The sequence below is a fragment of the Gordonia sp. CPCC 205515 genome (assembly GCF_048537925.1).
In the GTDB taxonomy this organism is placed as follows: Bacteria; Actinomycetota; Actinomycetes; order Mycobacteriales; family Mycobacteriaceae; genus Gordonia.
On record NZ_JBCLVJ010000004.1, the window covers coordinates 15,871 to 38,326 of the forward strand.

Here is a 22,456-nt window from a genome sequence, read left to right on the forward strand (position 1 = left end):
TGTAGACGGGAGTCAGTCGCTGCTGGGCACCCGATTCCAGTGCGGCAGCAGGATCACCAGTGCCACCGCGGCAGCCCCGGCGAACCCGTAGAACAGCGCGGTCGTCCCGAGGTAACCGGGTAACAGTCCACCGAAGATCGCGCCGACCGAACCGCAGCCGTTGATGATGCCGGTGGCCGCACCGGCGTGCTTGGACGTGCCGAAGTCGACTGCGGACACACACGACACCATCGCGTCGGCGCCGTAGAGGGTCAGGCCGATCACGGCGAGGACGACCATCATCAGCCAGACGTTCTGGGTGGCGGTCAGCGGGGTGAACAGCAGCAGGGCAGCGATCAGTAGCACCAGCGACAGGACGCACGCCGGGATGCGCTTGGCGTGGAAGACGCGGTCGGAGATCTGGCCGATGAGGATCGGCGCGAGCACACCGGCGACACCGAAGGCGATCGGCACCGTCACCGCGGTGAGGTTGCTGGCATCCGAGAGACGTTCGGCGACAATCACCGGACCCCACAGCAGGATGGCATAGCGGGCCGGCTTCAGCAGGAAGTAGGTCGCACCGAGCGTCAGAACCATCTTGTTGCCCAGGACGGTGCGGTAGGTGTCCCAGGCCGAGGTGCTCTCGCGGGTCATCTCGAGGTCGTCGGCAGTCACCTCACCCTGCGGAGTGGGTTCGTGGAGCTCCTCGAGTTCGGGGAGTCCGACATCCTTCGGCGAGTTCCGCTGGAACTTCAGGGTGATCAGGATGATGATCGCGACAACCCCGGCACCCGCGAAAAACGCTGCACGCCAGTCACCGACGATGCTGTAGGCGATCCAGCCGAGGAACGGGGCGGCGGCGAGTCCGCCGAACGCGTAGTTGGTGCTCCACAAGCCGAGGATGCGGCCGCGCTCGGCGATGGTGAAGAACTGCGCCATGTTCCGCAAGGTGCCCGACCACCCCGTGGACTGCGCCAGCCCCTGCAAGATCATCAACGGAGCCAAGAACAGCAGTGCCGGCAGCAGACCCATGAAGACGGCCGCGACCGCGGATACCGCCAAGCCGCCCAACAGGATTCGACGCGGACCGAACCGGTCGGACATCGCGCCCCACACGAACTGACCCGCCGCGTAGGCCGTGAGGTATACGGCGTCGAGATTGGCGAGGACTTCCTTGGATAGGGATGTCGAGAGGACGGGATCCTCGAGAATGCCGAGTTTGGCGACCGAGAAGGCTTGGCGGGTGAAGTAGAAGCCGGCGTAGATGATCCAGGTGACCGCGAAGGTCTGCACCCGCCACCGTCGGTAGGCGGGCGGGGTTCCGGCGACGGAGCCGCCGGGGGCGTGCGAAGTGGTGGCTGGGGTTGTCATGACGTCCTTCAAGTGTGGGTGAGAATTGCGCAACGCGCACGGTGAATGGGACGCAGCGGCAGTGATGCGCGTGACGGGAGACGTGGTGCGGAGGGGAGGTGCGAGGGGGCGGGGTAGGAATCACCCACCGGGAAGGGAGCGGTAGGCGAGACGACCCACCGCTCCCTGAGGCGCCGCCCTGAGGAGCGAGCCTGCGAGCGTCCCGAAGGGCGCGAGGCGCTAGCCGAGCCTCGAAGGGCAAGAACGGAATCCAACAATCAGCCGAGCAGCGACACGATGTCGGTGACCTTCTCGACGACGTGGTGCGCCCCGGCAGCGACGAGCTGATCAGCGTTGTGTGCACCGGTCAGCACGCCGACGACACTGCCTGCACCTGCCCGCAGACCGCTGGTGATGTCCGACGATGTGTCGCCGACGACCATCATCGACTGCACCGAGGTCGTGCGTGTCTGGATGAGGGCGGCCAGCGGCATGTCAGGATGCGGACGGCCGCGCAGTTCCGAACCCGGGCACAGCACGAGGTCGGCGACGTTCTGCCAGCCCAGCGATTCGAGGATCGTGTCCTGGGTCGGCTTGGCGAATCCGGTGGTCAGCGCGACCTTTACCTGTCGGCTGCGGCAGCGCGCGAAGAGCTCCTCGGCGCCGGGCATCGCGCTGCACTTTCCTTCGGCGACGAGCTGGCCGTAGGTGCGCTCGAACTCCTTGTTGGCCGATTGTGCCTGTTCCTCATTGCCTTTCGCGAGATGACGGAAGACGGTGATCTTGGACTGACCCATGGTCTCCCGGACGTAGTCGAGCATGGCGGCCCGGTCGGCGTCGGTGGCCGACAGGCCCGCATGCTCGTCGGCGGCCCGAAACGATGCGACGACGAGACCCTCGTCCTGCACGGTGGTTCCGGCCATGTCGAAGACGACGAGCTCAATGGGAGTGGAAGGCATTGCTGTTCAGTTCCTTTCAGTGGTGAAACTTGGGATAGTTGGAGGGCTCACGCCACCGCGGCGGTGGCCCCGAGCGCCTTCTCGACACTCGAGAGGGCAAGCCCCATGCTGGTGGTCATGCCGATACCGGTGGTGACGGTGACGATGTGGGTGCCGGGCAACGGTTCCCGGAGCAGGAACTCCCGACCCGGTGCGGTGCTGTATACGCCCTGCCACCGCTCGACGACGTCGATGGTGGTGACGTCGAAGAGTTCCTTGGTGACCTCGAGCAGGACGTCGAACCCGTCTTCGGACTGGAACGGGGAGGTGGACAGTTCCCGAATGTGGGTGTCGCCGATGAGAAGTGTTCCGTCGGGTTGCGGGGTGTACATCTGGTGGAGGTCGATGGCGGTGTACTCGGGATAGGTGCGGTGTAGCCGTTCGGCAACCCTCGTCGTCGACGGGAGGTCGTCGAATCCGCTGTAGCGCAACAACGACCAGCCGGTGAACAGTGGGGTGGCGAGCGGGAACCGCAGCGGCACAACTGCCTTCATCATGTGTAGGGCACATCGCTGCAGTGCGAGATCATCTGTCACGTCGGGGAACAGACGATCGATGTCGTGGTTCACGGTGATGAAGGTGGTGTCTGCGCCGATGTCGCCGCGGGAGGTCCGGACCAGCCCCGGCTCGAAGGAGATGGCCGACGTATGCCAGAAGAACTGCACACCAACGAATTCGAGCCAACGAGCGATCGCCGGTGCGGCAGTCCGCGGATCGACCTGCAGGTCGGCGGGCAGATACATGCCGCCGACCACCCCCGTCCGCCCGGCCGGGACGCGGTCCAGGATCTCGGAGCGGTTCAGCACCCGCGCATCATCCGGGCCACGGGCCGCGGCGAACTCGTGCATGACCGCCAGCTCGTCGTCGTGGCGTGCGATCGCGTGGGTCCCGGTCTCCGCCGACCAGAACCCCGCCCGACGGGACAGTTCCAGCCAGTGGTCCCGGCCGGCACGGGCGAAGCCGAGCGCCAGATCGGATTGCGCGGTGATGCAGGCGTGCCCGAAATTGCGGACCGACGCTCCAGCGGCCCGGTCGTTCTGCTCGATGACCGCGACCGTGCGACCCCGCTGGTGGGCGTGGTAGGCGTGCGCGAGTCCGACGATGCCGGCGCCCACGACGACGACGTCGAACTGTTTTCTGGATGTGATCATGGTCATACTCTTCCGCGCCGGCTCCCTGCTGTCAATACTTCTGACGAAGAAAGCTATACAACTCGCGTTACGACCGTATGACCTGCGGTTAACGGCTCATGATGAGTGCGCAAAGGCCAGGCAGATGCCAGCGGCGGGTGCGGTTCGACATTTCCGCCTCAGAGTTAGGTAGATACGTTGCGGAGCTGGTCAGCCCTGCTGCACGAGCAGTGGCACCAGTTGCTCGTCGAGCGTCCAGGCCCCGTGATGCCCGGCCATCGTGACCTCAGGTGCGGGATCGGTGAGGGACCGGGTGAGCAGGGTGGTGTCGCGGGCGACCGCCACCAGATCTCCGATGCGTTGTGCGACAACATCGGTCACCTCGGAGCCGAACCAGCCTTCGTCGAGGACCTGCTCCCGCGCGACGATGTGCGCGTGATCGCCGACGACGTCCGACCAGAACGCCTGCACGTCGTCGCGGGCGCCCGAGCGTGTGTAGATCTGCCGCACCCGCATCTCTCCGGCGACCACCGATACCCCACCGAGCATCCCGTCCGTGGTGTCGATGTCGATTCGATTGTCCGCCTGGACCATTCCGTGATCACCCGTCACCACCAAGGTGGCGTCGCGGGGGAGTTCCGCAGCCAGGTCGGCCACTAGACGGTCCGCCGCCGCGAGGGTGCTCACCCACTGCGGCGAACCCGGACCGAAAATGTGCCCGGTCATGTCCAGATCGGGCCAGTACGCGTAGATCAACCGGTGCCGTGGTGTGCGGGGAGCCAGCACATCGGCGACGCCCGACACGATGTCGGCCGGTGTCGTCGCATCCAGGTACCGGCCGTCCACCCGAAAAGCGGCGCGGCTGAAGCCCGATCCGCGGTACGACGCCGGCATCACGTAGCTGACCTCCACCCCACGGCGCGCCATCTCCGAGAGTAGCCCGGGCAACGGCTGAATCCGTTCCGGCACATACCGACTCGTCGCCGACGGGCCGTCGGAGGTGTCGAAGGTCCACCGCAGGGCGTTGAGCGTGCGGCGTTTGCGGCGGAAGTCGGAATCCTCCTCGGGCAGAAACGAGTAGCCGATGATGCCGTGCTGACCGCACTGGGTGCCGGCCATCAGGCTGGTGATACTGGTCGCAGTGGTCGCGGGGAACCCCGCCCGTAGAGTGCCGGCGCGCATCGCGGTCAACGTCGGCGCGATCTCCGCGTGGCGGGCGAGCAGTTGGTCGCCGAGCCCGTCGATCAGCAGCACCACCACATGCTGGCTCGACGGGATCGGCACGAAGGGCGACGGCTGCCGCGCAAACGCATCGTCGATCGCCGGCAGCACGTCGGCCAGGGTGGCATATCCGTCCCACTCCCGAGGGTGCAGTTCGGCGAGCACTTTGGTCACATCCGACACGGTAACCACACATCTGTGGATAACTCGCGCGTGCCCCACGCACATGTCGGGATCGGCCCCTAACCTGGGGCGCATGACGGAGCACCTGCCCATCCGCATCGACGACACCACGCTCGTCAAGCAGTTCGGCAGCGTCACGGTCACCAGAGGCCTGGACTATGCGGCCGAGGGCATGATCCCCGACTTCGAGTGGTCCGAAGGTGGGCGGCGGCTGCGTGGCACCAGCTACGGGTCGGGCCGAAGCCTCTACCAGGTGGTGATCACGTTCATCGAGCGCGGCAACGAACGCGTCCTGCAGACCGCGCACTGCTCCTGCCCGGTGAGCATGAACTGCAAGCACGGTGTCGCGCTCCTGGCCACAGCACTCGGACTCGTCGAGATCGACGACGAGTTCTACGACGACTACGACGATGACGGCTACGAACTCTTCACCGAGGACGACGGACGTGCCATCCCGCGGCTCGCGCCGGTGGCGGCCCTGCCTCCCCAGTGGCGCGCCGCTCTCGGCGCCTTCGTGACGGCCGCCGCCATCGAGCACGCACCAATCGGCATCCAGGTCGGGTTGCGGGACCCGATCCACCGCCCGGGCGGACCGGTACCGGTCATGCGATTGGTCCGGCCCGGCAAGAAACCGGCGACGTGGATCAAGACCGGCATCAGCTGGCGGACCGTCGCGCAGCCGACCTACCCCAACGACGCGCTGGCCGACATCTTCGACGCCCGGCACCTGCGGGCGGTCCGCGCGATCGCGCGCACGGTCGCCCGGCAGAATCCCGGCGACACCATCTCGCTCGACACCGCGCCCGCCGAGATCTGGGATCTCCTCACCGCCGCCCGCGACGCGGGCGTCACCTTCCTCGCCGGACCGGACGTCGACGCCGACAAGGTCGAACTCTTCCGCGGCTCGCGGGTCTCGTTCGAGGTGACTCGCGACGTGGACGGCGTGCGGGTGTGGCCGAGCATGATCGTTGACCACGAGGCGGTGGCCGGTGCGCAGGTGACGCTGCTCGGCTCACCAATCGCGCACGGCGGCTTCGCGATCGGCGAAGGACTGCTGCTGATGGGACCGTTCACCCCACCGCCGGACATGGGTGCACTGCTCAACCTGCTGGCACTGCCCGAGGGCATCCTCATCCCCGACGACGACGTCGACGAGTTCGCCGCCGAGATGCTGCCCGCCCTGAATGCGGTGATGCCCGTCCGCGTCGACGACGACGCCATCACCCCGCCCACCATCGAGGGACCACTGCCGCTGCTGACCATCCGCATCATCGGGGATGGCGCCCAGGTCGATTGGAAGCTGCGGTACCTGCTGAACGGCAAACCGCGCACCTTCACCCTGAAGGAAGCCCCGACGGCGACGGGAATCCGTGACGCCGAGGCAGAAACGCGGATGTGGGAGGCCGCACGTCCGGCGATGGAGGTCGTCGCCGGACGGTGTACCCGATGGCAGCAGCAGGCCGCACGGTACCTGAGCCAGGCCAGGCTGCTGGGCGCCAGTGTCGTCGACCAGGAACTCGACATCCTCGTCGCCCCCGACGCCGCGACCGCCGCCGCCCACGCCGGCATCGAACTCCTGGCCAAGATCTACACCTACTCCGAGATCGACACCGCGGTACTCCTCGGGGAACTCGTCGGCGAACTCGGCTCCGACATCGTCGTCGACATCATCGGCACCACACCGGATTATCGTCCGGCTCAATCGGATCCGCAGATCGAGTTCGGCCAGGATGAGAGCTCGGCCGGCAACGACTGGCTCAACCTGGCGATCACCGTCGACGTCGACGGCCACAAGGTGCCGCTCGGCGAGATCGTCCGCGACATCACGCTCGGTGCCACCCACCTCATCCTCCCCGACGGTACCTACTTTCCGCTCAACACACCCGAACTCACCCGACTCACCGAGCTCATCCATGAGGCCCAGGAGATCGGCGAGGTGGAGAACGGACTCGTCCGCCGCGACACCTACCACGCCACGCTCTGGGAGGAACTGCTCAGCCTCGGCGTCGTCGACGATCAACTCGCCGACTGGCACGAACGTCTCACTCGACTTGCGAACGCCACCATCCCGGCACCCAGCGGTCCGCCGCACGGCCTGCACGCCGACCTCCGCGACTACCAGAGCGACGGCCTCGACTGGCTGAGATTCCTGTGGCAGAACCGGATCGGCGGCATCCTCGCCGACGACATGGGCCTCGGCAAGACCGTGCAGGCACTCGCCCTCATCGCCGAGGCCGCCACCGAGGAACCGTCCGGCTGCTTCCTGGTCATCGCCCCCACCAGCGTCGTCACCAACTGGGTCAACGAAGCAAACAAATTCGTCCCCGACCTCACCGCCGTCGCGGTGACCGCCACCGAGGCCAAGAGCGGGATCTCCTTCGCCGAGCAGGTCGGCGACGCCACGATCGTCGTCACCTCCTACACCCTGTTGCGCCTGCAGTTCGACAAGATCAACGAATTCCGCTGGACCGGAGTCATCTTCGACGAGGCGCAGTTCGTGAAGAACCACAACAGCAAAACCCACCAGTGCGCCCGACGGCTCGGCGCCGAGATGAAACTCGCCATCACCGGCACGCCGATGGAGAACAATCTGATGGAGCTCTGGGCGCTGCTGTCGCTCACCGCGCCCGGATTGTTCCCGTCGCCCAAGATCTTCGGTGAGTACTTCCGCAAACCCATCGAATCGGGACAGCATCCGCAGCGGCTTGCGCAACTACGCCAACGCATTCGGCCGGTGATGCTGCGCCGCACCAAAGACCAGGTGGTTGCCGAGCTGCCCGCCAAGCAGGAACAGGTCGTGCCGATCCAGTTGGCACCCAAGCACGACAAGATCTACCAGACCCGACTGAACCGAGAGCGCCAGAAAGTTCTTGGTCTGCTGGGGGATTGGGACGAGAACCGATTTGCCATCTTCCGATCGCTGACCATGCTGCGGCAACTGAGCCTGCACGCCGGTCTGGTCGAGGAGGAGAACCGTGCGGTCGCCTCGGCCAAGATCGACTATCTCGCCGAACAATTGCCCGAACTGATCGCCGAAGGCCATGCGGCGCTGGTGTTCAGCCAGTTCACCGGATTCCTCGGCCTGATCCGCGAACGGCTGGTCGAACTCGGCATCGCCCACAGCTACCTCGACGGCTCGATGAACGCCAAGCAACGTGCCCGGGTGATCGAGGAGTTCACCAGCGGTGAGTTCAAGGTCTTCCTGATCAGCCTCAAGGCGGGCGGGTTCGGCCTCAACCTCACCGAGGCCGACTACTGCTTCGTCTGCGACCCCTGGTGGAACCCCGCCGCCGAAGCGCAGGCCGTCGACCGCGCCCACCGCATCGGCCAAACCCGCCCCGTCACCGTCTACCGCCTCGTCTCCGCGGGCACCATCGAGGAGAAAGTCGTTGAGCTACAGGACAAGAAGCGCAAACTCTTCGACGCCGTGGTCGATGACGGCGATCTCTTCGGGTCGGTGATCAGCCCCGAGGACGTCCGTGCACTCCTCGGCGACGTGCCCCCTCCCGTTGGTTGAGCGCCCTCTCGTTGGTTGAGCTTGTCGAGACCCTCAACCAGCCGATGGCGCAACCTCATCCGAGACCGCGAGTTCGTCGTCGTACCACTCGAACCACGGGAGTCCGTCGCGGCGATAGGTGGCCTGTGTCAGCCGACGGTGCGGCGGGTCGCAATGATTCAGCTGGAGCCAGAGCGCGGAGTTGATGATGCGCACCACACCGGTCGCGCGCGCCGCGAGATCCCAGTTGTCCGACGGTTCGGTGATCGACGACTCGGCCACCGCCCCCGACCGCAGGTACATCTCCTCCGCCGCCACGACCCGCCGATCCCACACCTCGCCACGCAGTGGCGTCACCTCGATGGCCACCGTGCAGACGTCGGTGCCGTCGACGGGGGTGCCGGGCGCACGCAGGCGGCTCGGTACGAACTGCCGGACGAGGCCGTCGCCGCCGCGGTGGCCACTCAACCGCGACTGCACGTGCATCTCGAGGTGGTCGATGGTCGTGAAGTCCGGTGTGGCGGTGCGGCGGGAGCCGGTGATCGCATTGGTCCCGTCGACGTCCACCCGGACGAGGAAGGGATAGCCGGCGGCAAAGCTGATGGTCGCCGCTTCGGACTGCCACAGGGGGAGCACCACATCGTCGGTGTTCCACGATTCGGGCGCGGGTCGCACACAGTCGGCTGCCGCGAGCACGTTCAACGAGCCGATCCCCGGCGCCGACATGTTGGTGGTGACATCACCGCGCATGCGCAGGGTGCGGATGAACTCGATGTAGAGCTCGGCGTCGGCGTGAACGTCCGGAAAGGCGAACGTGACAGTGTCGTGCGCGCTGGTGATGGTCATGCGGTCCCTGCTTGGTCGTACGCGTGATGGGTGCGTCGAACCAAACATCGCCGCCCCCGATCGTTTGCGTTACACAATGTCGCAGAGTGTCACGAGCAACACAAAATCGCCAGGCGGCGCGGGGCCGATGGGTCAGGTGTTGGTGGGCCGATCAGGCCCCGGCGACGGCGGATCGATCTCGATGACCGGCTCGATCGGCATCTCGTCGGTGGCGTGCGCGAGAAACGCCGGGTCGACCGGGTCCCAGACGCCGCGCAGTGCATGGACCGCCGCGTCCGCGAGTTCGTTGCAGCGCGACGCGGCGACTTCGCGGATGAACGTGTGGTTACGCAGCCGGCGCCACCCGGTATGGACCAGCCAGTCGGCCTGTTCTTCGTGGCAATCGGGGGAAGTGTGCAGGTCAGCGGCATCAATGGTCGCTCGCCACCGGCGGGCACGGGTCACCGAGAAGCGGATGCAGCCGTGCGGTCCGGGGAATTCCGGCGACTGTCGGACGTCGAAGCCGTCGCCCACATCGAGGGCGTTCAGCTGCATCACCAGGTCCCCGGTGAACGCACTCCATGCGCTCTCGACGAGGGCGTCGAAACTCATATCGGTCATCGTCGCCTCCTCTCCGCACGAGCACGCCTATCAGCAGATTAGGGGATCGGTACGACAGCGGCAGAGTTTCGCGCCGTCCGATTCGCACGGTGTCGTGTCACCCATTCGGATGAATGACCGGTCTCACGGGGTGTCGTCGCGCCCGATATCCGTGCGTATCTGCCCGGTGATCTCGTCGATCTTCGCGCCGGTCGTCGGGGCGAAGCGCGAGTCGTCGAAGCGCGGTTTGCCGTCGAGCATGAGGTTGTAGCGGGCGAGTTGCTCGCGCACCGGATCCTTCATCTCCGCCAGGATCAGCGTGATGTTGTGGGTGATCAGGAAGTCGTCGAGTTCCACCAGTTCGTCGACGGCGGTCGCGTCGATCTCGGTGATCGGTTCGGCGGCCAGGACCACCGTGTGGATGTCGCGTCCGGCGGCGTGCGCTTCGACCACCTTGGAGCGGACATAGTCGTCGAACATGCCGCCGTTGGCGAAGAACAGTGGGGCGTCGAAGCGCAGAATCAGGACTCCCGGAATGTGCTGGGCCTGGGGATACCGCGTCACGTCGTGGTAACCGCGGACGCCGGGCACCCGACCCAGTTCGGTGCGGTACGGCCGCCACGCGAGGTTGACGAACGCGATGAACGACAGCCCGACCGCCACCAGAATGCCCTGCAACACGCCGATCAACGCCACACCGAGGAACGCCGCGACGGACAGCACACCCTCCACCGGCTTGACCCGGAACAGCTCGACCACACCTCGGATGTCGACCAACGACAGCGCCGCCGAGATCACCACGGCGGCCAACGCCGACGACGGAAGGTACTCGGTGACGCCCGGCGCGACCAGGATGAACACCACGATCAGCACCGCACCCACCACCGACGTGAGCTGGGTACGCGCCCCCGCCTGCTCGGCCACCGGGGTGCGCGACGACGACGCGGACACCGCGAACCCGCCGAGGAAACCGGTCGCGACGTTGGCGGTGCCGATGGCTGCCATCTCCTGGCTGCCGTTGACGGTGGTGCCGGCACGTGCGGCGAACGTGCGGGAGAGCACGCTGGTGTCTGCGAACGCGATCAGTGCGATACCGAAGGCCGGACCGATGAGGTGCAAGGCGTCGGAGACGGTGACGCCACCCAACGCGGGGGCGGGGAAGCCGCGCGGCATGGCGCCGGCGACGGGCAGATCATCGGACCAGCCGAAGATCGCGACGATGATGATGGCGCCCACCACCGCGACCAGGACTCCGGGAATCGCCTTGCGCCACTTCTTGAGTCCCAGGATCACTGCCAGTGAGATCAGGCCGATGGCGGTCGGCAGCCATTCCACCTTACCGTTGGCGATGCCCTTGACGGTCTCGACGGCCTCGGAAATCACCGAGTCGCCGTCGACGCTGAATCCGAGGAGTTTGGGGAGCTGGCCGATCAGCACGACGAGTGCGATGCCGTTGAGGTAACCCATTCGGATGGGTTTGGAGAGCAGGTCGGTGACGAAGCCGAGGCGCAACAGTCCGGCGACCAGCAGCACGATGCCCACTTCGATGGACAGCAAGCCGGCCAACGCGATTCGTTCGGAGTCGACGGCGGCCAGCGGGATGATCGAAGCGGCGATGATCGGTGCCAGCGACGAGTCGGGACCGAGCACCAGGATGCGCGACGGCCCGACGATCGCGTACACGAGCAGCGGGATGATCGTCGCGTACAGGCCGGTCACCGGTGGCAGTCCCGCCACCTCGGCATAGCCCATGCCGGCCGGGATGAGCAGGGCGGTCAGCACCGCGCCGGCGACGAGGTCGCCGCGCAACCAACCCCGTTCGTAGTTGCGCAGTGTGGTGAGCCCGGGCAGCCACCGTCCCAGCGTCGTGGTCGATGCCGGAGCTGTCATGTCGGGTCCCCTCAAAGCTGTTGTCCGGCAGTGGTGCGCGGCGGCCACGGTATCAGCATCGAGGTGCGGCGTTGGTAGTCGGTGTACGCCGAATATTTAGCCGCGGTAATCGATTCGGTGAACTTGGTTGACCCGATGAACAGCACGCTGAGCAACACCGGCCCGATGATCGTCCAATTCAGTGCGCCGCCGAAGAACCCGAGGCCCGAGGTCGCCGCGGCGGTGGCGCCGAGGCAATAGATCATCCACCATTGCGCCTGCTCGCAGAAGAAGTTGGGGTGGCGGCTGTAGCGGAACAACCCGCTCGTCACGAAACCCGGCTCGAGGTGGCCCTCGGCGCGCGCCTTCTCCTGGTGAAACGCCCACTGCTCCTGATCGGCGAGGGTCTCGCCGATCAGGAACAGCAGGAACAGCACACCAAAGAGCAAGTCCCAGAGCGTCAGTGCGGTCGGATGCTGCGCCGCGAAGTAGGCGGGCAGTGTGATCAGGACCAGCAGCGCATTCTGGTAGAGCACGATGAAGAACAGGTTGAACAGCTGGAACTGTGCGGGCGACATGCGGTTTCGTAGGACCGCCCACCGGTAGTCCTCGACACCGGAGTAGCCACCCTTACGCGCGAAGTTGAACGTCAACCGCAGTCCCCAGAACGTCACGACGACAGCCATCACGATCAGCCGCGCGGCGTCGTGCCCGTTGGTGATCACCGATATGGCGAAGATCCAGACGTAGACGACGGGCACGATCGACCAGAGGCGATCCACCCACGAGGTGTCCTTGGTCAGCAGCGACGCAACCCAGCAGAACACGCAGGTCACCCCGGCGACGATGAGGACCAGGCCCAGTGCACTCATGCGATGAGCGTAGTCGCGCCACTCTCACCGGAAGTCGACATTGCTCACTCGTCGGGCGGTGTCATTGATGAACCCCACCTGCGCCGCCAGATTGACCTGCATCTCCTGCAGTTGCTGCCACTGCGGGTGAGGCATCGCCGGCATCGGGTAGCCGGGGGATTCGGCGATCAGCCGTTGATGACGCTCATGATCGCGCAGGAGTTTGGTGTAGGCGTCGACGTTGACCGCGAGTTCGGCGAGTTGCGCGACGTTGTCCAGCAGTTCACGCCAATTCCGCTGCACCATCCCGATGCGCTGATCTAGGGCAGCCTGCAACGCGGCACCGACGTCGGTGTGCGTCTCCGGCGCCTCGAGGGATGACCGGATCTGCCAGATGCGGTAGCACTCGTGGCCGATGCCCTGCAACGACTGCTCGACCTGGTGCAGCAGGTTGCCGACGATGATGACGTTGTTCTTCGCGATCGGCGACACCCTGATGCCCTCGACCAGGAGGACCGCGATGCCGAGGAGTTCGGCCTCTGGGCGCAGCAGCCTGGACTCACCGGCGAGGTGGCCGTAGCCCGGCACGCGATCGGCGCCGAACGGCCACGGGTTGGTGTCGGCCGGCGGTGTGCGTCGACGTCGGGGCCACGTCTGGACGACGATGATGGCGCCGACCATCGTCGCGACGAGTAGTCCGCCGATGGTGACCGAGCCGGTGATCCCGCCCAGGTACGCCCACAGGAACAGGGCGATGATGATTGCGATGGGCCGATGCCGTAGACACCATCCCCAGAACGAGCCGGCCGGATGGCGGCGTGGCGGTGCTGGGGCGGGGCGGTTCGACGCGGTGTGGCGCAGGTAGGCGTAGCGAGCGAGTTCAGGGGTGCCGGTGGCGAGCAGCGACCGTAGCTGGTCGCGGTCAACGGCCGGCCGGCCACTGGCCGTCGACATGGCGACCAACTGGTCGTTAAGGGAGACGCGGTTGCTGCTCATCGCTTGGACTTTCGGTCGGGGTGCGACTGCACGGAGAACGTAGCAATTCGGACTGACAATTCCGGATCCGTCATTCGACGCCGGATCCACAATGCCGCCCGACGCGGAGTTCGGACGGCATTGTGCGGCAGGTCCTCAGATGATGCTGAAGACGAGGTTCCAGATGGATGCGAAGACATTCCAGATGGCGACAATCATTGTGATTTCCTTTCTGCCTCAGCGATTTTCGTATGAGGCGGCTTGCGTTGGCAGAACCAGATTGCGCCCGATCGGCATGGACCGACAATGGGGAGGACTACCCACCGACGGGCTCACGACCCGCTGACCTGGGCAGACCGGCCGCGAACGTCATTTGGGCGACAGATGCCGGGAACATTTTGACCCGCATTCGGGTGATCGAAGCCGGGAACATTTCGGCCCTCGCTGGCATCGTGGGAACGGTGAGCCCCGACGACGAGTCCGACCCGCAGCGCCCGGCTCCCCAACAGGTGCTGGTGATTGTGCTGGCGCTGGCCGGAATCGTCGCGACGCTCATGTTGTCGACGATTCCGACGCTTGCCGGGGTAGCGGTCGACACCGGATATGCCGTGGTGATCGGTGCGGTCAACGTCGCAGGCTACGTCGCGATGATCCTGGTGGTGGCGCAGTCGCCGTTGCGGTGGGACCTGGTCCGGCGGATCGCGGCGGTGATGATCGTGGTGGATGTGCTCGCGGCGATCGCCTCGGTGACAGTTCTGGACTCGCGTACCAGTGGTCCGAGTTTTCTGTTGGCGATGTCGTCGGTGATGGCCGTGGTCATCGTCCTGGTGGAGTTCGCGATGCCCCGGCGGTGATCAATGTTCTTGGTGCAACGCGTCTTCGGCCCGACGCATGCGCTGCACGGTGTACGTGAGTCCGAGCGCGGCAGCGACGACACACAGGATCAGCGTGCTCCACTCCGGCCACTCCATCACCTCGACCAGCTCGAACGCCTCCTTGATGCCGATCAGCGCGGCGCCGCTGCCGACGATGAACCAGCCCACGGATTTGTTCGAATACGTGATGAACTCTTCGCGTTGCTGCGCCGTCAGCGAGGCCATCACCTCCCGCTGCCAGGAGCCCTGTGTCCGGCGGATGAGAACGATGGCCACCGGAGGCAGCAACCACCACCACGGCGACACCCGCTTGGGGTGCGGGATGGTCATCGATTGAGTGACGATCGCCGACCGGTCGAATTGTTGCTCGTGCAGCTCGAGCGCGCCCTGATACATCGGCCCGGCCACCAGCAGCCAGGCGCCGAAGAAGCCGCACCATGCGACGAACGTGTCCATCAGCGTGCCTTTCGAAAGGGGTTGGCGTTCAGTGGTTGTGGTGACGGTGCATCGGTGAAAGTTCCGGGTTGTGTTGTCCTCCCGGCCGGACAACCCGCAGCCGCTGCATCATCTCGTTGTCTTCGTGGTCGGTGAGATGGCAGTGCCAAACGTATCCCTGTAAGGGCTCTCCGTCGTTGCCGACGAATACCGCGTCGGGATCAAATCCCAACTCCGCCTGGGTCGGCCACCGCACGACGATCCGTGTCACCTGGTTGGGTGGGCAGCGCACCGTGTCCTTCCAACCGGATTCGTACGGGGCCGGAGCGAACATCCGACTGGTCAGGAACGGTGCCGGGTCCGGTGTCCACCGGGTACCGAGCAGTGGCGGGGGATGATGCGCGAGGTAGCTGACCTTGTCGAAATCCCACCGGCCGACCACCCGGAAGTGCACGAGATGGATGTGCATGGCGTGCGTCTGCATGATCGCATCCGCGTTGACCAGGTCCCAGTATTCGGTGGTGCCCTGGACGGGGTGCTCGAACTCGTCGGTGTCGAACGGCAGATTATTGAGGTTCATGTTGAGCACCCCGAGCCACGACGGATTGCGTGGATTGAGAGTCACGTTCAGCGTCGCTATGCGTCTGGATCCATGTCCGGTGTCTCGGGTTGGCAGTGCGCCGGGAAGATTCGGGGCACCACGAAGTTGCTGCGGCACGGTGCGATATCGTCCGCGCGTGGAACCGACGTCGAACCTCATCACTGGCCGAATCATCTTGGCGCCATTGGCCTGTGCGATCCAGGAGATCTGCATCGTGTTGATCAGCTGGATCTGATCGCCGGGTACCCGAGACCCGAAATCGATGAGGATGTCGTATCGTTCGGCGGCACCGATGTCGACGGCGGTGACCGGGACAGGCGTGTTCAATAGCCCTCCATCGCTCCCGATCACCCAGAAGCGGCTGCCGTCGGAGAGGGACAGTCGGTAGTCCTCGAGCTGACTGGCATTGAGGATCCGGAACCGATATACGCCCCGGTCGACGGCCATCCGCGGCCATACCTTGCCATTCACCACCATGGTGTCGCCGGCCATGCCGCCGGACCAATGCCCAGGCATGACAGTCGGTGTGTTGGCGTAACGCAGACGGCCGTCGGGGTAGAACAGCTTGTCGCACAGGATCAGTGCGGCTTCGTAGGGGCCGGTCGGCAGGTTGAGGGGATTGTCGTCGCGACCCGTGTCCCACTCATCGCGGACGAAATAGTGAGCCGCCAGCCCGGCGTAGATGCTCAGCCGGGTCGTCCCCATGGAATGGTCGTGATACCAGAGCGACGCGGCTTGTTTCGAGTTGCGGAATCGGTATGTGACCGACCGGCCCATCCGGAATGGGGAGGTGGGGAACCCGTCGTCGGCGGGTCCATTGGGTGCGCCGTGCAGGTGAACGGTCAAGGGCGCGTAAGACCGATCGATGTCGGAGGCGCCGTGCAGCGTGGGATCGACATCGGCCCCCATCGGGTTGTGCCGTATCTGATTGGCGAAGGTGATCTCTGGTTCCTCGCCGGCGAACGTCTCGATGGTCGGACCGTGGTGGGAGAGGCCACCGAAACCCAGGCTGGGCACGGGTGGGAGGTCTCGATGGAACTGGTGGCTGTCGTTGGCGGCCACCATTCGCCGGGGCGGTCCGATGATCGGCAGTCGCGGTAGCTCGTCGACGAACGGAACCAGCGGCGGAGAGTGATAGGTGAAGAAGGGCACTCCGGGCACCATCGGCGAATCATGGTCGAGGCGAGGAGAATACGGGAGCGGGGCCGCAGAAGCGACGGCCGGGGTCGCGATCGCCGCTCCCGCGATGCCTGCCGCCTGCAGGAACGAGCGCCGCGTCAAACCTGGCGCGTTGAGTGGGCCAATCATGACGACGAGTGCGCGGCCAACTGCTCGAGCAGCAACGCACGTTCTTCCGACGAGATGAACGATGCGGTGAATGAGTTGCGGGCCAATGCAATGAGTTGCTCCTCGGGGAGAGCGAGTTCGTCACGGAGCGCGACGAAGACATCGCCAACATATCCGCCGAAGTACGCCGGATCATCAGAGTTGATCGTCACCATCAGCCCCGCGTCGAGCATCGCCGGTAGCGGATGGACGCCTAGCGTGTCCACGCATCGCAGGCGTACGTTCGACAGCGGACATGCCGTCAGCGGTATGCGGTCGGTGCTCAAACGCTCGATGAGACTGGCACTTTCAAGTGCCCGGATACCGTGATCGACTCGCTCGATACCCAGCACGTCGAGCGCCTCCCAGATGTAGTCGGGCGGCCCCTCCTCACCGGCGTGCGCAACCACATGCAGTCCCGCCTCCCGGGCACGCGCGAACACCGAGGCGAATTGCCCAGGCGGGAAACCCACTTCCGCCGAGTCCAGGCCGACGCCGATGACCGAATCGAAGAACGGTGCAAGGTCGTCGAGGGTCTGCTCGGCCTCGGCGACGGGTCGGTCTCGAAGGAAGCAGGCGATGAGGTCGGCGTGGATCGCGGGTTCGGTGCGCACCGAATCCAGACCGCGTCGCAGGCCCTGCACCACGGTCGCGATCGGGATACCGCGCGACGTGTGCGCTTGGGGATCGAAGAAGACCTCGACGTGCCGCACGCCCTGTGCCGCGGCGGTCCGGAGGTAGGCGGCGGCGAGATCGGCGAAGTCGTCTTCGGTCTGCAGCACCGCCATACACGCGTAATAGAGGTCGAGGAAATGCGGAAGATCGGAGAACGCGTGGGCCCGACGGAGATCCGCGACGGTCGCGTACGGCAGTCGCACGTCGTTGCGGCGGGCGAGTTCGAACACCATCTCCGGCTCGAGCGTGCCCTCGATGTGCAGATGCAGTTCGGCCTTCGGGAGGCGTCGTAACTGGTTGGCGTCCATGGATTCTCCGTTACTCGGGTGCTCGGAACACCTGGAACATGACCGATGTCCGATGTACGAACCCCATTGTCTCGTAGAGCCGTATCGCACTGGTGTTGGTGGCCGCGGCATGTAGGAATGGGATTTCCTCGCGCCCGCGAATCCCGTGCGCGACCGCGCTGATCAGTCGGCTCGCCAATCCCTGCCCCCGATAGGCGGGGTCTGTGCAGACCGCGCTGATCTCGGTCCAGCCCGGCACCCGCAGCCGCTCGCCGGCCATGGCGATCAACGCACCCTCCCGGCGGATGCCGAGGTAGGTGCCGAGCTCGATCGTCCGCGGCCGAAACGGCCCAGGGTCGGTGCGGCGCACCAGATCCAGCATCTCCGGCACATCGGCCGCAGTCAGCGCGACAGCCTCCTGGTCGGGTACCGCCTTGATACCGGCATCGACCATCTGCACTCCCGGCATCGACATCACCACACCCCACGTGCTGGGTGCGGTGACATCCACGACGGGCAGGAACAACGACGACCCGGGCCCCGCCAGCGCCGCGGCGTCTGCCCAGTCGCACTCCGACGGATCGTCTGGCAGCGCCGCCATCGGGCAGACGTCGGGCGCGTAGCGCACCGCAGCACCACGACGTTCGACGAACTCGGCATGCGGGCCGATCAGCGCCGCGTACGCCGGGTTGTCGAGCGGTGCCTCGTCGGGTTCCACGTCACGACCGTAGCGCAGCAGCGCGCCCCGCACCCCTCGCTCCCAGAGCTCGGCGCACGCCGCAACCACCCCCCCGCTCGGGGGAGCGGGGGATTGCTACAGGTCCAGGGTGTTGACTGCCCACCCCGACGCGATCAACCGCGGCACCCTTCGTCGCTCTTCCGGTTTGCCCGGTGGTCCGGTACTGGGCGCGGATTCGACTGTCCGCGAGTTCTTCTCCTTATCCGGTGGGCGGTGCCGCTCCCGCAATCGGCGGGCCAGTTCCGCCCCGACGATCCCGTTGCGGTTGACCTGCGGCTTCCCGCGGCGTCCGTCGCGCCCGTTACGCACCCACGCGGGACGCCCGGCGTCGGGTCCGTCTTTGATGATGTGGGTCGACCACTGCCCCGGCTTGTCACCGACCATCCGATTGTGTTTGCCGCACGCCCCGGCCAGATCGATGATGTCGGTGAACCCGCCCTGCGCCCAATCCTTCTCCGCATGATGGGCTTCGAGATGAGTGAACGGCTGAGTGCAATTCGGGCAGGTACACACCGCGCCGTCCCGCGCGAACAACATGAACCGCTGTGCCTGGTTCGCAAACCTGTTGGCCTGCCCCAGATACAGCGGTTCTGCACTGTGACCGCTGAACACCGCGAGGTGCTGCTGCGCCTCGGCGGCCAACTCGATCACCTCCGAGATCGGCAGCAGCGCACCGCTGGCGGTGGTCGCCACCCCGGCCTGTGCCCGCAGCGCGGTCTCGGTGATGGAGATGATCAACTGCGGCGGCAACCCCCGATGGGATTTTCCGAGGACGCCGCCGTTGACGACCGCATCCAACAGTGCGTGCAACGCATCATGATTGCGTTGCGCCGGAGTGCGGTAGTCACGCTCGGCCGCCTTCTTCAGCACCTCCATGTCGACGTCGTCGCTACTGCCTTTCGGTGAGTCGGGATCGCCCGGCATGTTCATTCCCGGAGCCGCCCACGCCGCGAACACCACATCCAACAGCGCTCGGGTGACCGGGTCGAGGTGTCCTTCCAGGGTGCTCATCAAATCGGCGTCCTGCTTCGAGAGTTCCAGGCTGCGCCGTCGTGCCCGATCCTTGTCATCGGCGAGAGTGCCGTCGGGGTCGAGGTGTGCCAACAGTTCGGCACCCAGGACGATCAGCTCTTTGGGCTCATGGTCGCGGGCGTAACCGGCCATCACCAACTCGGCTTTGTCCCGCAACTCTGGTTCCACCGCGGTGGGGATCTTGTCGAGAATCTTGATCACCGTCAGCGCATGGTCGGGGCCGATCGCCCCCTCGGCGAACGCCGCCGCCAGGTTCGGCAGTTTCGGGTCCAGGACGTCCCCGGTCAGCGAGTACATCGACAACAACGCTGCCATCAACTTGCGGCGTCGACCCGGGTCGGTGATCCGCAGGTGCAGCACCATGAAGTCGGTGAGTCGGCTGTAACCCTCGCGTTCCGTGACCCCGCGGTCCGAGCAATCCATCACCCGCCGCAGGCCGAGGTAGGCCATCCGCCGGGCCGAGCGTTCGTGGGATTCGGCGACCGCCAGCACCTCATCATGCGAGGCGGACGTCGTTGACGACGCCGCGATCCGGTCCAGCACGTCGTCGAGTTCGCGGTAGAGCCCGACGATCTCTGCGCCGGTGTCGCCACTCTCATTGCCGCTGGTCATCGAGCCTCACCTCCCAAATCGCTCGAACTGATGTTCGATAGTCTACGCCGCGCGGAGGGTCAGGACAAGACCCAGTTTCTGATCAATGAGCGGTCGCTCAACCAGCGTCCAACAGTGCCATCGCCATCGCCCCGGCGGCGTCGTAGGCGTCGGCAACCACGCCCATCCCACCGGTCACCAGCGCCCCTTCGTGCGTCATCAGGAGTCGCTCCCCGGTCACGGCGGGCTCCTCGACGCCGGCATCTCTCGCGATGGCGGTGAACAACTCCAGCATCCAGCGCTTCTGTCCGATGATGATCGGATATGCCGGGTGCGCCGGGTCGCTGATCTCGGCATGCGCGTTGATCATGCTGCAGCCCTTGGGGCTTCGCTCGATCATCCACTCCCGGGTGGCGTCGAAGATCGTGGCCAGGCGAGCGCGCGGGTCGTCGCCGACCGACTCGAGATGACGCGCCACCAGCTCGCGCCACGCGACGTCGCGGGCATGTAGGTATTCGACAACCAGCTGCTCCTTCGACTCGAACCGGTTGTACAGGGTGCGCTTGGTAACCCCCGCGCGTGCCGCGATGGCTTCCACTCCGACCGCGTGAATGCCCTGGTCGTAGAACAGTTCGGTGGCGGCGGCCAAGATCTCCCGCGCCTTCGGTGTCCACTCCACATCAGTCGTCACATGACACAGACTACACCGATCGGTATAGTCGCCGACATGCTCACTTCACCGATCGGTATACCCACCCGTTGGGTCACAATCGTCCTCAGTGCGTTGTTCGTGCTCACTTGGTCGTCGGGCTTCATCGGTGCCAAGTTGATCGGCCCAGGGGTACCGGTCACCACCGTGCTGATGTGGCGATTCATCACGGTCACCGCTCTCCTCGTGACCGTTCTTGCGACCTGTAGTCCCGGGACTCTGAGGGCTGGCCGCGGCTACGGTCGACAAGTCCTTATCGGCGCACTGTCGCAGGCCGGTTACACGGTCACCATCTACTGGGCTGTCTCCCTGGGCGTCAGCACGGGCACGACGGCGTTGATCGACGGTGTCCAACCACTCGTCGTCGCTGCTCTGGCCGGAACTGTTCTCGGTGCCGCCACCAGTCGTCGCCAATGGTTGGGCCTGGCCGCAGGGGCGATCGGCGTGGTCGTTGTGACCTGCACCGATGCGACGTCATCGGCCGGACACGCGCCGTGGTGGGGCTACCTCGTGCCGCTGATCGGTATGGCCTGCCTGGTGGCGGCGACCTTCCTGGACCGACGCAGTGCGGACACGATGTCACCGATGATGACGCTGACCGTGCACTGCGCAACCTCCGCCGGCATCTTCACGATCGTCTGCGTGGCGACCGAAACCGCGAAACCACCGATGCAGGAACACTTCTGGCTGGCGATAGCCTGGTTGGTCGTTCTGTCGACGATCGGCGGATACGGCCTCTACTGGATACTGCTCCGGCGTTCAGGGGTGACCGCGGTGAACACCCTCATGTTCCTGATTCCGCCGGTGACAGCGCTCTGGGGTACCGCAATGTACGGCGAGACATTCACGTGGACAACAGCACTCGGACTCGCAATGGCCCTGAGCGCTACCTGGGTGGTGAACCGGGCTGCTACGCCTCGGCAACCGGTTGCCGCAGAATCGTCCGCAGCTTCGCCGGCTCCACCCGACGCGCATCGCTCAAATAAATCTCGTGATGCTTCCCCGTCATGCGCAGTCCCGCATCCGGAATGAACGTCCCGTGCATCTGCTCGAGGATCGCGGTCTCGTCGTCGTAGGACCCGATGTGCAAGGTCTGGACGCAGCGCCCCTCGCTGAGGGTGTCGAACCGGAGCTTGTCGAGTGCCGCGGGCCGGTCCTTGGCGGCGACTGCTGCGACCGCGGCGCTGAACATGTCGTCGGTGATCCACTCCGGCGCCACGATCATCGCGGTCCAATTCCATTGCGACTTATCACGACTGGACGTGAAGGAGGCCATGTCGTCGGCCCACCACAGGGCCTCGAGCGGCATGACGACGTAGTCCTGATCGAGCTCACGCTTGCTCGCGAACTTGAGCTTGTATGCCACCGGATACAGGGCGGCGATCGCGCTCGCGTACTCGGCCGCGGTATTCGGATCACCGTGCCCGTCGATCATCAAGTACTGCAACGGCGGAACGTCGACGATGCGGAACTGATTGTGCTTGGCCTGGTAGCAGTCCAGGGTCTTCTTGAAGTCGGTCTTCATGCGGCGATCGTGGGTCCCTTCGCGCACGGACAGGCTATCGCGGGAGCGAACCCCACGGCGGACAGAGGCGAGGCCGCGCGCAGCGAGGCGATCGAGAGCACGTCCATGGTCCGAGAGTAGTCGGCGCGTGGGATGCGTACCTCGACTCGCCACCGAAAGCGGAAACACCGCTGCCCCGCTCGCC

General features: G+C 65.6%; 18 protein-coding genes and 1 pseudogene. 3 read left to right on the forward strand and 16 right to left on the reverse strand.

Annotation, left to right across the window (positions count from 1 at the left end; translation table 11 throughout):
* Positions 1-12: 12 nt before the first annotated feature.
* The 4 genes from AAFP30_RS05335 to AAFP30_RS05350 all read right to left on the reverse strand — a co-directional run bounded on the left by AAFP30_RS05335 (position 13) and on the right by AAFP30_RS05350 (position 4,852).
* Complete coding sequence (locus tag AAFP30_RS05335) at positions 13-1,350, reverse strand: MFS transporter (RefSeq protein WP_419228832.1); 1,338 nt, start codon at positions 1,348-1,350, stop codon at positions 13-15.
* A 257-nt stretch (positions 1,351-1,607) separates the two neighbouring features.
* Positions 1,608-2,288, reverse strand: coding sequence for a phosphonatase-like hydrolase (locus AAFP30_RS05340; RefSeq protein WP_419228833.1), 681 nt, complete (start codon positions 2,286-2,288; stop codon positions 1,608-1,610).
* Positions 2,289-2,335: 47 nt separating this feature from the next.
* Complete coding sequence (locus tag AAFP30_RS05345; RefSeq protein WP_419229207.1) at positions 2,336-3,475, reverse strand: TIGR03364 family FAD-dependent oxidoreductase; 1,140 nt, start codon at positions 3,473-3,475, stop codon at positions 2,336-2,338.
* 192 nt (positions 3,476-3,667) lie between these two features.
* Entirely contained in the window at positions 3,668-4,852 is a 1,185-nt protein-coding gene (locus AAFP30_RS05350; RefSeq protein WP_419228834.1) for an alkaline phosphatase family protein, read from the reverse strand.
* A gap of 82 nt (positions 4,853-4,934) precedes the next feature.
* Between AAFP30_RS05350 and AAFP30_RS05355 the strand changes: the two genes are divergently transcribed.
* The gene (locus tag AAFP30_RS05355; protein ID WP_419228835.1) at positions 4,935-8,378 is read left to right on the forward strand and encodes an SNF2-related protein; all 3,444 of its coding nucleotides are present in this window, start codon (positions 4,935-4,937) and stop codon (positions 8,376-8,378) included.
* A 33-nt stretch (positions 8,379-8,411) separates the two neighbouring features.
* Here the strand turns inward: AAFP30_RS05355 and AAFP30_RS05360 are convergent, their stop codons facing one another.
* The 5 genes from AAFP30_RS05360 to AAFP30_RS05380 form a co-directional block, all read right to left on the reverse strand.
* On the reverse strand, positions 8,412-9,203 hold the full coding sequence (locus tag AAFP30_RS05360) for a hypothetical protein (RefSeq protein ID WP_419228836.1): 792 nt from the start codon (positions 9,201-9,203) through the stop codon (positions 8,412-8,414).
* 132 nt (positions 9,204-9,335) lie between these two features.
* Positions 9,336-9,803 carry a TY-Chap domain-containing protein gene (locus AAFP30_RS05365; protein ID WP_419228837.1) on the reverse strand — a complete coding sequence of 156 codons (468 nt, stop codon included), beginning with the start codon at positions 9,801-9,803 and terminating at the stop codon, positions 9,336-9,338.
* Between the two features lie 123 nt (positions 9,804-9,926).
* A complete protein-coding gene (locus AAFP30_RS05370) occupies positions 9,927-11,672 on the reverse strand; it encodes a SulP family inorganic anion transporter (RefSeq protein WP_419228838.1) in 1,746 nt (581 codons plus the stop codon).
* 11 nt (positions 11,673-11,683) lie between these two features.
* Positions 11,684-12,523 (reverse strand): DUF1295 domain-containing protein, encoded by an 840-nt coding sequence (locus AAFP30_RS05375; RefSeq protein WP_419228839.1) that lies wholly within the window; start codon positions 12,521-12,523, stop codon positions 11,684-11,686.
* Between the two features lie 24 nt (positions 12,524-12,547).
* Entirely contained in the window at positions 12,548-13,498 is a 951-nt protein-coding gene (locus tag AAFP30_RS05380) for a hypothetical protein (protein ID WP_419228840.1), read from the reverse strand.
* A gap of 440 nt (positions 13,499-13,938) precedes the next feature.
* On the opposite strand from AAFP30_RS05380, the gene AAFP30_RS05385 reads away from it, so the two are divergent.
* The gene (locus AAFP30_RS05385; RefSeq protein ID WP_419228841.1) at positions 13,939-14,331 is read left to right on the forward strand and encodes a hypothetical protein; all 393 of its coding nucleotides are present in this window, start codon (positions 13,939-13,941) and stop codon (positions 14,329-14,331) included.
* Here AAFP30_RS05385 and AAFP30_RS05390 read toward each other — a convergent pair whose 3' ends face one another.
* From AAFP30_RS05390 to AAFP30_RS05415, 6 genes are all read right to left on the reverse strand, one after another.
* Positions 14,332-14,808: a hypothetical protein gene (locus AAFP30_RS05390; RefSeq protein ID WP_419228842.1), complete on the reverse strand. Its 477-nt coding sequence runs from the start codon at positions 14,806-14,808 to the stop codon at positions 14,332-14,334.
* 28 nt (positions 14,809-14,836) lie between these two features.
* On the reverse strand, positions 14,837-16,696 hold the full coding sequence (locus AAFP30_RS05395) for a multicopper oxidase family protein (protein ID WP_419228843.1): 1,860 nt from the start codon (positions 16,694-16,696) through the stop codon (positions 14,837-14,839).
* The gene (locus AAFP30_RS05400; RefSeq protein WP_419228844.1) at positions 16,693-17,697 is read right to left on the reverse strand and encodes an adenosine deaminase; all 1,005 of its coding nucleotides are present in this window, start codon (positions 17,695-17,697) and stop codon (positions 16,693-16,695) included. The genes AAFP30_RS05395 and AAFP30_RS05400 overlap by 4 nt, the downstream gene beginning before the upstream one ends.
* Before the next feature lie 10 nt (positions 17,698-17,707).
* Positions 17,708-18,394 (reverse strand): GNAT family N-acetyltransferase, encoded by a 687-nt coding sequence (locus AAFP30_RS05405; protein WP_419228845.1) that lies wholly within the window; start codon positions 18,392-18,394, stop codon positions 17,708-17,710.
* Positions 18,395-18,490: 96 nt separating this feature from the next.
* On the reverse strand, positions 18,491-20,059 hold the full coding sequence (locus AAFP30_RS05410; RefSeq protein WP_419228846.1) for a DUF222 domain-containing protein: 1,569 nt from the start codon (positions 20,057-20,059) through the stop codon (positions 18,491-18,493).
* A 97-nt stretch (positions 20,060-20,156) separates the two neighbouring features.
* The gene (locus AAFP30_RS05415; protein WP_419228847.1) at positions 20,157-20,729 is read right to left on the reverse strand and encodes a TetR/AcrR family transcriptional regulator; all 573 of its coding nucleotides are present in this window, start codon (positions 20,727-20,729) and stop codon (positions 20,157-20,159) included.
* Positions 20,730-20,765: 36 nt separating this feature from the next.
* Between AAFP30_RS05415 and AAFP30_RS05420 the strand changes: the two are divergent.
* A pseudogene (locus AAFP30_RS05420) lies at positions 20,766-21,740 on the forward strand (DMT family transporter); the annotation flags it as partial.
* On the opposite strand, the gene AAFP30_RS05425 reads toward AAFP30_RS05420, so the two are convergent.
* Entirely contained in the window at positions 21,658-22,272 is a 615-nt protein-coding gene (locus AAFP30_RS05425) for a GyrI-like domain-containing protein (protein ID WP_419228848.1), read from the reverse strand. The pseudogene AAFP30_RS05420 and the gene AAFP30_RS05425 overlap by 83 nt on opposite strands.
* Positions 22,273-22,456 lie beyond the last annotated feature (184 nt).

What these genes read in the sequence shown, in the direction of transcription:
- AAFP30_RS05335 (WP_419228832.1), bottom strand. Translation starts at nt 1,350, where the DNA reads ATGACAACCCCAGCCACCACTTCGCACGCCCCCGGCGGCTCCGTCGCC.
- AAFP30_RS05340 (WP_419228833.1), bottom strand. Translation starts at nt 2,288, where the DNA reads ATGCCTTCCACTCCCATTGAGCTCGTCGTCTTCGACATGGCCGGAACC.
- AAFP30_RS05355 (WP_419228835.1), top strand. Translation starts at nt 4,935, where the DNA reads ATGACGGAGCACCTGCCCATCCGCATCGACGACACCACGCTCGTCAAG.
- AAFP30_RS05400 (WP_419228844.1), bottom strand. Translation starts at nt 17,697, where the DNA reads ATGGACGCCAACCAGTTACGACGCCTCCCGAAGGCCGAACTGCATCTG.
- AAFP30_RS05410 (WP_419228846.1), bottom strand. Translation starts at nt 20,059, where the DNA reads ATGACCAGCGGCAATGAGAGTGGCGACACCGGCGCAGAGATCGTCGGG.
- AAFP30_RS05360 (WP_419228836.1), bottom strand. Translation starts at nt 9,203, where the DNA reads ATGACCATCACCAGCGCGCACGACACTGTCACGTTCGCCTTTCCGGAC.
- AAFP30_RS05380 (WP_419228840.1), bottom strand. Translation starts at nt 13,498, where the DNA reads ATGAGCAGCAACCGCGTCTCCCTTAACGACCAGTTGGTCGCCATGTCG.
- AAFP30_RS05375 (WP_419228839.1), bottom strand. Translation starts at nt 12,523, where the DNA reads ATGAGTGCACTGGGCCTGGTCCTCATCGTCGCCGGGGTGACCTGCGTG.
- AAFP30_RS05425 (WP_419228848.1), bottom strand. Translation starts at nt 22,272, where the DNA reads ATGAAGACCGACTTCAAGAAGACCCTGGACTGCTACCAGGCCAAGCAC.
- AAFP30_RS05370 (WP_419228838.1), bottom strand. Translation starts at nt 11,672, where the DNA reads ATGACAGCTCCGGCATCGACCACGACGCTGGGACGGTGGCTGCCCGGG.
- AAFP30_RS05390 (WP_419228842.1), bottom strand. Translation starts at nt 14,808, where the DNA reads ATGGACACGTTCGTCGCATGGTGCGGCTTCTTCGGCGCCTGGCTGCTG.
- AAFP30_RS05365 (WP_419228837.1), bottom strand. Translation starts at nt 9,803, where the DNA reads ATGACCGATATGAGTTTCGACGCCCTCGTCGAGAGCGCATGGAGTGCG.
- AAFP30_RS05395 (WP_419228843.1), bottom strand. Translation starts at nt 16,696, where the DNA reads ATGATTGGCCCACTCAACGCGCCAGGTTTGACGCGGCGCTCGTTCCTG.